Origin of the sequence: Okeania sp. SIO3B5, assembly GCF_010692555.1 — a bacterium.
Lineage (GTDB): Bacteria > Cyanobacteriota > Cyanobacteriia > Cyanobacteriales > Microcoleaceae > Okeania.
The window spans coordinates 1-9,630 of the sequence record NZ_JAAHHG010000395.1 but is presented as its reverse complement, the minus strand read 5'-3'; the positions used below and the strand labels follow the sequence as shown (position 1 = coordinate 9,630).

At 37.2% G+C, this 9,630-nt stretch carries 9 protein-coding genes; 7 read left to right on the top strand and 2 right to left on the bottom strand.

The annotated features are described in order from the left end of the window. Window positions 1-267: 267 nt before the first annotated feature. Together F6K54_RS33120 and F6K54_RS33115 are read right to left on the bottom strand one after the other, a co-directional pair. Entirely contained in the window at window positions 268-921 is a 654-nt protein-coding gene (locus F6K54_RS33120) for a response regulator transcription factor (protein ID WP_293087571.1), read from the bottom strand. A gap of 427 nt (window positions 922-1,348) precedes the next feature. Further along, window positions 1,349-1,864, bottom strand: coding sequence for a ferredoxin (locus F6K54_RS33115; protein WP_293087568.1), 516 nt, complete (start codon window positions 1,862-1,864; stop codon window positions 1,349-1,351). A 373-nt stretch (window positions 1,865-2,237) separates the two neighbouring features. Between F6K54_RS33115 and groES the strand changes: the two genes are divergently transcribed. The 7 genes from groES to F6K54_RS33080 all read left to right on the top strand — a co-directional run. Continuing rightward, window positions 2,238-2,549, top strand: a complete 312-nt coding sequence (gene groES, locus F6K54_RS33110) for a co-chaperone GroES (protein ID WP_124147414.1) — start codon at window positions 2,238-2,240, stop codon at window positions 2,547-2,549. 348 nt (window positions 2,550-2,897) lie between these two features. After that, window positions 2,898-4,532 carry a chaperonin GroEL gene (groL, locus tag F6K54_RS33105; protein ID WP_293087565.1) on the top strand — a complete coding sequence of 545 codons (1,635 nt, stop codon included), beginning with the start codon at window positions 2,898-2,900 and terminating at the stop codon, window positions 4,530-4,532. Between the two features lie 409 nt (window positions 4,533-4,941). Next, a complete protein-coding gene (locus F6K54_RS33100) occupies window positions 4,942-5,199 on the top strand; it encodes a hypothetical protein (protein WP_293087562.1) in 258 nt (85 codons plus the stop codon). Between the two features lie 179 nt (window positions 5,200-5,378). Further along, a complete protein-coding gene (locus tag F6K54_RS33095) occupies window positions 5,379-6,410 on the top strand; it encodes a hypothetical protein (protein ID WP_293087559.1) in 1,032 nt (343 codons plus the stop codon). Between the two features lie 593 nt (window positions 6,411-7,003). Then, window positions 7,004-7,837, top strand: a complete 834-nt coding sequence (cas6, locus tag F6K54_RS33090) for a CRISPR-associated endoribonuclease Cas6 (protein WP_293087574.1) — start codon at window positions 7,004-7,006, stop codon at window positions 7,835-7,837. Between the two features lie 372 nt (window positions 7,838-8,209). Next, the gene (locus F6K54_RS33085) at window positions 8,210-8,533 is read left to right on the top strand and encodes a CU044_2847 family protein (RefSeq protein WP_293087556.1); all 324 of its coding nucleotides are present in this window, start codon (window positions 8,210-8,212) and stop codon (window positions 8,531-8,533) included. Continuing rightward, window positions 8,526-9,630 (top strand): SUMF1/EgtB/PvdO family nonheme iron enzyme (locus F6K54_RS33080; protein WP_293087553.1); only part of this gene is annotated, 1,105 nt, incomplete at its 3' end. The genes F6K54_RS33085 and F6K54_RS33080, both read left to right, overlap by 8 nt.

Sequence of the window (9,630 nt, the reverse complement as noted above, 5' to 3'; positions counted from 1 at the left end):
TATAGCGCTTTTCACATGGATAGACTACAGTTAGTATGGGCAACCCAAAAGCATTTTTCTACTCCCTACTCCCTACTCCCTACTCCCTACTCTAAGCGCCAAAAATAATTTTGTGGTCTACTCAAATGAAAAGCGCTGTAATAAAAACTATGTACATAAAAATCGGAATATAGAAAAACTGGGGCAGTACAAAATTACAGCCCTCAAATATACAAACTATTTTAAATATAAAGATTTACACCCCGATTGATTCTTGAGTAATTGTACTTATGCCTTTTTACTTTCTATCGCCCAACGAGCTAATTCTGTCCGATTGTGTAGACCAGTTTTACCAAGCATATTACTGACATGACTCTCAATCGTTCTTTGACTAACTTCCATCATTTGTGCAATGTCACGATTTGCCATCCCCTGGGCTACAAGTTGGACTACCTTTAATTCTGTGGGAGTTAATTCTACATTTCGGCGCACCTTGATTTTTGGCCCATTACTACTACTCATGTCAGAATTTTGATGTTTAATGAGACGAGAAGCTTGCTTCAGGGAAGATTCTACTTGAGCTACGAGTTCTTCTGGCTCAAATGGCTTGACAATGTAGACATCAGCTCCAGTATTTAAACCTTTGACTCGGTCTTGACTTTGACCTTTGGCAGATAGAAATAGAACTGGAACCCATTCTGTAGCTGGGTTTTCTCTGATGTGTTGCACAAGGGTATAGCCGTCCATTTCTGGCATCATCACATCACATATAATTAGCTCAGGAATTTCATTTTCCAGCTTTTCTAGTGCTTCTCGGCCATTTTCTGCTGTTGTTACCTGATACCCACGAAATTCTAAATAATCCTTGACTAATAAAATTAAATTAGGGTCATCATCAACCAACATTAACCGTCTTTGGTCTGTAATATTAATTTCCTTCATAATGAAGAACTCACTTTGTTTAATTCCCGCAAACATTAACTTCAAAGACAGGTATAAACCACATCTTTCATAAAAGATTAAAGAAGTAGGGCGAGTTTGCTACTTTCTTTTAAATTAATATATATCCTTACCCAAAGGGCAGGGACTGCATCTAACGCTCTAAAGAAATTATACTCCTATCTATTATTGATTATAGATTTTAGACTCAATCAATACTTCTACAATATTTAGATATATAACTAGATAATAGTTTTGTGGTGAAAAATAACTTCCACTACTTTTAATAATATATGAAAATTTGACAGTATTGGTTGCTAATGTTGTCAGAATTTATATTGATAACTATTTAGAGACTAATTGTTAACTTTGAACTTTTGAGTTTCCCAGTCAAGTAAATGTCCACAATTTATGAGTATCAGCTAATGAATCAACTAAGGCTATTTGATGAAATAATCATTGATTCCGGCAAAGGATGAGTGAGAAAAACATATTCCTCTACAACTCGGTCGCCCATTATATGCTCTTGAATAATTCTTTCAATTACAGGAGGAGTTGCGGAATGATACCATACTCCTTCAGGATAAACAACCATGATTGGACCTTGACAACAAACTCGTAAACAGTTAGCTTTAGTACGAAATATACAGCCAGGGAAATCAGGGTTAACCCGGTCTAGTTTTAAGTCTTGGAGCCGTTTTTTGAGATAATTCCACGCCTCTAAACCAGCCTCTGTTGAGCAACATTTAGGCTTTGTTTGGTCAGCACAAATAAAAATGTGTCGCTGAATTTTAGATAGTCCCAGAGATTGGATACAAACACCAAGAGATTCCTGACAAGTATCTTGGTCAATATTGTCCTGTCGAGCATTTTCCTGGCATTCGGCGCTTTGGAAGTTAGTCCCATCAGATTTATCGGTTCTTTGAGATGATATGTTATCTGTCATAAAATTTTCGACACACCTTTCAACGAACTTCTAGGGATATTGTCTTTAAGGTCAAATCCCCTATTATAAATCATAAATGACTTTGACGGTAAAATTCTCGATCTACTCAGATAATTTTATTCTACTGTCCTTCTACTGTCCTAACTTAATCAAGAGTACTCTAAATTTTGGCCATTTTATTTAGACTTTTGACAAAAACAACCAAATCTCTCAGTTCGGGAACCCGTACAGTTTCATCAGTTGCAATGGCAACTCCTATTCAGCTAAATTAGCACTCAGGTAGTGAGAGTGCTAAAAAATAAAACGAAGCCAATAACTTAGCTTCAGATTCTAGCCTCTCAGCAATAGTAAAAAAATATCTGGAGGGAAAACCATGGCAGCCGTAACACTGAGTGTTTCTACTGTTAAGCCTTTAGGCGATCGCGTATTTGTCAAAGTCAGTGCAGCTGAAGAAAAAACAGCAGGTGGTATTCTGCTACCTGACAATGCAAAAGAAAAACCCCAAGTAGGAGAAGTTGCTGCTGCTGGTCCTGGTAAGCGTAATGATGACGGTTCCCGTGCAGAAATGGAAGTTAAAGTCGGAGACAAAGTACTGTACTCAAAATACGCCGGAACAGATATCAAACTTGGTGGCGATGAGTATGTGCTACTGGCAGAAAAAGATATTCTCGCAATTGTTAACTAAGAATTATCAAGTTGTTTCAGATAGCAGGGAACAGGGAACAGGGAACAGGGAACAGGGAACAGTAGCAAAAGCATTTCTCTGTCTAAGGTTCATCAGTAGTCTATGTCCTAACCAACTCGTTCTTTGCTATGGCACTAGCGCCGCTACGCGGAAGTTAAAAGTCAAAAGTTAAAAGTCAAAAGTATTGCTTAGTAAGGCTTTTAGGATTTTGTAACTGGTCAGTTATTTCCGCCTGCACTAGCAAACTTTCTCTACTCATTTGATGTTTGCCACAGTGCTAAAACAACTAATTATCAACAAATCACAAATTGAAAGATCCACAATTACTTATCAATAAAAATTACAACTATGGCTAAACGTATAATTTACAACGAAAATGCTCGTCGCGCCCTCGAAAAAGGTATGGATATTCTAGCCGAGTCTGTAGCAGTAACACTCGGTCCAAAAGGTAGAAACGTAGTTCTAGAGAAAAAATTCGGCGCTCCTCAAATCGTTAATGATGGTGTCACCATCGCTAAAGAAATCGAACTAGAAGACCATATTGAAAACACAGGAGTTGCTCTAATTCGTCAAGCAGCTTCTAAAACCAATGATGCAGCAGGTGACGGTACTACTACAGCGACAGTTTTAGCTCACGCAATGGTAAAAGAAGGTCTACGAAACGTAGCTGCAGGTGCTAACCCTATTGCTATCAAGCGCGGTGTTGACAAAGCTGCAGGTTTCTTGGTAGAAAAGATTGCATCTCACGCTCGTCAAATTGAAGATTCCAAGGCGATCGCTCAAGTCGGTGCCATCTCTGCTGGTAACGACGAAGAAGTAGGTAATATGATTGCCCAAGCAATGGATAAGGTGGGCAAAGAAGGCGTAATTTCCCTAGAAGAAGGGAAGTCAATGCAGACCGAACTAGAAATTACTGAAGGTATGCGTTTCGACAAAGGCTACATCTCTCCCTACTTCGCAACAGATATGGAGCGGATGGAAGCTGTACTCGAAGAACCCATGATTCTAATTACTGATAAGAAAATTGCTTTAGTACAAGATTTAGTACCAGTATTAGAACAAGTAGCTCGTTCTGGCAAACCTTTATTAATCTTGGCTGAAGATATTGAGAAAGAAGCTTTAGCTACTCTGGTTGTTAACCGTCTACGGGGTGTGTTGAATGTTGCTGCTGTGAAAGCTCCTGGTTTTGGCGATCGCCGTAAAGCAATGTTAGAAGATATCGCTGTATTAACAGGCGGTCAAGTTATTACTGAAGATGCTGGTTTGAAACTAGAAAGCGCCAAGCTAGATATGCTTGGTAAAGCTCGTCGCATCAACATCACCAAGGACAACACTACCATCGTTGCTGAAGGTAACGAAAAAGAAGTTAAAGCTCGTTGCGAACAAATTCGCCGTCAAATGGAAGAAACTGATTCTTCTTATGACAAGGAGAAGTTACAAGAGCGTCTAGCTAAGTTAGCTGGTGGGGTAGCTGTAATCAAGGTTGGTGCTGCTACTGAAACAGAAATGAAAGACCGCAAGTTACGCTTGGAAGATGCTATCAACGCAACTAAAGCTGCTGTAGAAGAGGGTATTGTTCCTGGTGGCGGTACAACTCTAGCTCACTTAGCTCCCGATTTAGAAAATTGGGCAAATGAGAACTTGCAAGCTGAAGAGTTAACTGGTGCTTTAATTGTTAGTCGTGCTTTGTTAGCTCCACTGAAGCGCATTGCTGAAAATGCCGGTCAGAATGGTGCTGTAATTGGCGAGCGCGTGAAAGAGAAAGATTTCAATACTGGTTACAATGCTGCTAGTAACGAGTTTATGGATTTGTTTGAAGCTGGTATTGTTGATCCTGCTAAGGTAACTCGTTCGGCTCTACAAAACGCTGCTTCTATTGCTGGTATGGTGTTGACAACTGAGTGTATTGTTGTTGACAAACCTGAACCCAAGGAAGGCGCTCCTGCTGGCGCTGGTATGGGCGGTGGCGATTTCGATTACTAAGTTTGAAGAAGGAAGAAGGAAGGAGGAAGAAGGAAGAAGGAAAATATTATGTTGTTTTAGTTTTCAGCTCTCGATCTATCCGCCTTCTTTCTTTTGACTGCTGTAAATAGTGTGTATTGTGTTTGGGCCACCTCCATTGATTGGGGGTGGTTTTGTTATAGCAGAAGGAAAAAGGAAGAAGAAAGAAGGAAGAAGGAAGAATATTACGTTGTCTTAGTTTTACAGCGGTTTTCATTTGGGTAGACCACATTAGGGACTTTCCATGGAACGTCTTACGGAAGTCAGAAGTCAGAAGTAAAAAAAGTGAATTGGTCTCAAAATTATTGGTTATAAAGGACTTCAATTTTATTAATGTCATAACACTTTTTTGTAGCCATATAAAACCACAAAATTTTAATAAATAATGATTATGTCTAACTATAAAATTACTCTCCAACCTGTTTATTCAGAAACAGTATCGATACCGAAAGAAGTAAAATCACCTCCTAATTTATCTATATATTGGTATCAAGCAGAAACTCTTAAAGCATTACGCGATCCTAATATTGATGTTATTTTTATTGGTAATTTAGTATTTAAAGCAGTTAAATACTATGAACCAAATTATCAAGTTGACGGTTTTTCAAGAATTGTCTATCATAATAAGGTGTGGGGAAAGTCTCAATAGAGTAGCGATCGCAAGTGAGTCCATGAACACGTAATCCTAACCCTACTCTGGAATTACTAAGTTAGTAGCTAAAGGTATTAGTTTGGTCGCTGTACGACTAATGCGAAAAGCTTTACATAAACCTCAATATTTAATCCTAGAACTTTCTCCACTAATCAATTTACAAGGAAAAAACAAGTATGGAGTTAAAACAAGGGCAACGTCTAAATCTGGTATACAAAAATCGGAAGTTTGAGGCTATTATTATAAATCCTCATGCTTTTGGACATAATAAACCCAGCATAGGCTTAAACTTCCGAATGTCAAAGGAATATGCTGGCATTACTGATAAGCAGCTAGCAAAGTGGACGCGCCAGGCTCGTAATGAAAATCCTGACGACTTTCATAGCACCGACATAGTTGAGTATTTTGAATTACCAAACAACAAGAAGCGGTTTGCCGTTTACCATCTACCATTTGATGAAGAATATAAAAAACTTGGTTATAGTAATCTTACAAGTTCTTATCATAATGTGATTGAGGTATCAGAGTTTATTGATATGGCTTTTGAACTTCTAACTCTGACAGGAAAAAAGCAAATCATAACCAATACAACGAAAGAAAAGATCAAGGACTTTCTTAAATGGTTTGCCACTGAAGGTTTTTATGCCCAGGCATACACTGTTATTCAAGGAGTTTACACAAAAGCGGACAGTGAAGCGCTACATCAGTGGTTAGAGGCTCGTTTGAGGAATAAGCATGAACGGTTGCCCTATGCTCGCTTTATTGCTGAAATTCGACAGTCACCAGCCTACTGGACTGACTATACTTATATTAAACTATTTGGCAAACTTGCATCTGAAATGCGCCTAGAATGGGAAACAATAGATGGTACTCCAACCATTGCTCGTAATCATATTCCCGAAGCTTTAGGACTTGAAGCTGTAGGTTTTGTTGAGCGTATGACAACTGAGCTTTATACAGGTAATTTGTCTGAAGCGCACGATATTTCTATCAATGCTGCTAAACGCAAATACGAATTACCTGAGCCAGAAGATGTAAATATTGATAGGTTGTTTGAGTCAAAAACTCGAAAACTTAACCCGCAGCAAATCGAAGAAATTAAAAATGATTATGGTATGGGAGTATCTGCTAAGGAACTAGCCGAGCGTTTTGAGGTAACAGTACCAGCAATTAATTATCACTGTAAAAATGTGGAGCGGGCAATCTAAATTAGTATCAAGATATAGATAATTAATCCATACTAGGGTTCTTAAGGGCTTTGTTGCTTTGTGCAAGAACCTGTAGAACCATTTTTGTCAAAATTTGCAATTTCTCAGAACATATTAAAGATGAAAACACAATCATTTTCAGACTTAAAAAAACTTTCTCCCCAACTACCAAAAAAAAATTTTACCTGAAAATATTGGTATTATTTTTGTCTCGCGTTAGAGAAGATACTCACGCCAAAATTGACTGGGATTTTGCTGCACTATATGATGAATAAATTTGCAAAAATATGATGGGAGATAATACTTTTGCTTGGTTTGAAGTTCCGATATAATTGGGAAATATTTTTCAAATTAACAGCGATATTATTGATGTGGTATAACTTAAAAAATGTTCCCCATTATTAGGTTTTTATGTGGCACTAGATGGGAAAAATATTTATGAAAAAACTCTTGCTAAACGGAACATTTATAGCATTTGACTACTTGACTTTTTTTAGGATACTACTACTTGTAAACCAGTACCTAAAATCTTACTTTTGACTTTTGAATTTTGACTGTTAACTTCAAATATTACTTTTAACTTTTGACTTCCAATACCTTACAGTCTTGTCCTTAACCTCATACCAAAATATCCTATTCCTACCGGATACTTAACAGGTAGACATCTCCATGCTTTGTTCTTAACTTTAGTTAGTTCTGTCGATAAAAATCTAGGCGATCGCCTCCATGAATCTACTGGTAATAAACCTTTTACTGTTAGTCCTTTACAAACTAAAAAAAACCAGTCAAAAAATCGCGACTATACTATCCAATGGCAACATAAAAAATTTATTCCAGCAAATACTAATTGTTGGTGGCGTATATCTCTTTTAGATGACAATTTATTCGGCGAATTAACTCAACTTTGGTTGAATATTAATCCCGACCAATCTTGTCATTTAGGTCCGGCAAATTTAAACATTATTAGTATTCTTAATACGCCGAAATCTAATCAACCTTGGGTGGGTTCTTTTTCTTATCAAGAAATCTATGAAAATGCTTCCGAATCTCAGAGAATTATTACTTTAAATTTTGCTACTCCTACTTGTTTTCGACAAGGGAGTTATGATACACCGATGCCTACTAAAGATTGTGTTTTTAATTCTCTATTGAATCGTTGGGATAAATATAGTGAGATGGAATTTTTTGAAATTCCACTTGAGTCTATTTATCCTAGTTATATTGATATTAATACAGAAATTGTTACAGATTCTCGAAGTAAATTTATTGGGGTTGTCGGTGAGGTGACATATCGAATTTTTGGGGATATTGAACCAGAGAAAATTAAACAGATAAATGCTTTAGCTGACTTTGCTATTTATTGTGGTTTGGGAAGAAAAACACCGATGGGAATGGGAATGACAAGGAGATTAAATTATAAGGAGTAAGAAAGTCTGTAGCACAGGCATCTTGCCTGTAAAAGCGTAAGCATTCAGCTATTATTTAAACAACAACAAATTCCTATTAGGGATTGAAACTTATCTGAGGTCATCCTTGGGAAATTCAGCTCGATCGCTCTACTCTGAAGGTGAGTTCCAACCAAGTTAAATTTTCCTATATTTACCGAAATATTATGGTTTAAAGCCTCCCCTTTTAAGGGGATAATAAATAAAAATTTTCATAATTAGTCAATCCTCTCCTTGAAAAGAAGAGGTAATTCTAAATTCTAAATTCTAAATTCTAAATTCTTGAAACATTATCCTGAAAATTAAAGAGATATTCTGGAATAGAATAGCAGTTAAGTTTACCAATAATTATATATGGCCACCAGATTAATTGAATTAGAAGATGGTATTTTAGTTGAGGCAGAAGTCCCAGAGAATGAAGCCAAACCTATTTCTACTAATGGTATTAAAGAAGTTAAGTCGAGTTTTGCTAAGGTTAAACCTATATTAATTAGTCTTAGTCGTCCTATTGCTGAAGCTTGGCAAGAAATTAATAAGGATATGGAAATTGAACAAGCTGAGGTGGAAGTGGGTTTTAATTTTGAGGGGGAGGGTAATCTTTATATTACTAAAGGAAAGGCTGGTACGAATTTAAAGGTTAAGTTAGTTCTGAAACCTAAAAAGTCAGAGAATGAGTAATTTAGAAGAATCTATTGTTTTAATTACCAGTGCTAGTGACAATTCTCGCAAAGCGGATGTTATTGGTACTGGGTTTGCTTTTTATCGAGAGGATAATTATACTTATTTGCTAACTTGTGCCCATGTTGTTGAGGATGTGGGTGGTGAGGAAAATGTTTTGGTAAATAATATTCCGGCAGAAGTTTTAGCAGTAGGAGATATTCAGGGTTTTGATTTAGCAGTGTTGCGGGTTGAAAAGCTGAATGTGCCACTTTTTCAGTTAATAAGTTTATCTGAAGCAAAAAATCGAAAATTTCGGACAGCAGGTCATTATCTCTATGGTGAGGAGAAAAAAATCTTGCTGGAAACTGTTGATGGAACTTTTGGGAAAAAGCGTTTCGCTCGTCAAAATAATGAGAGGGTGGCAGTTTGGAATTTGTTAGTTGATGAAGGCGATCGTCTCCGTAAAGGTTATAGTGGCGCACCTGTTGTTGACTGGGAAACTGGTGGTGTGTTGGGTGTAGCTACCAATATGGAGAAAGATGGAATGGAGGGGTTGGCTATTTCTGTAGAAGCTTTGAAGAAAATTTGGCCTCAAATGCCTCCTGCTATTTCTTATTTTTACCTAGAAAAATTTGATGTCATAACGGTAAACAACAAAGGTGAAGAAATTGAGCGTCGTTTCAATGAAGCAGTATTTTTTACTGAAGATTTGGGTAGTGGTGTGATATTAGAAATGGTTTATATTCCTGGCGGTACTTTTCTTATGGGTTCGCCGGAAAATGAAGAGGGAAGATATAACAATGAAAGTCCTCTACACCAAGTTACTCTGCAACCTTTTTATATGAGCAAATACCCTATTACTCAAAACCAATATCAAGCCATTATGGGTGAAAATCCTTCTGACTTTGAAGGAGAGAATCGCCCAGTAGAATGTGTGTCGTGGTACGATGCAACAGAATTTTGTCAAAAACTATCCCAAAAAACGGGAAAAACTTACAGACTGCCAAGTGAAAATCAGTGGGAATATGCTTGTAGAGCAGGAACAACAACACCATTTTATTTTGGAGAAACTATAACGTCTGAGTTAGTGAACTGTAACGGTAGTTATACTTATA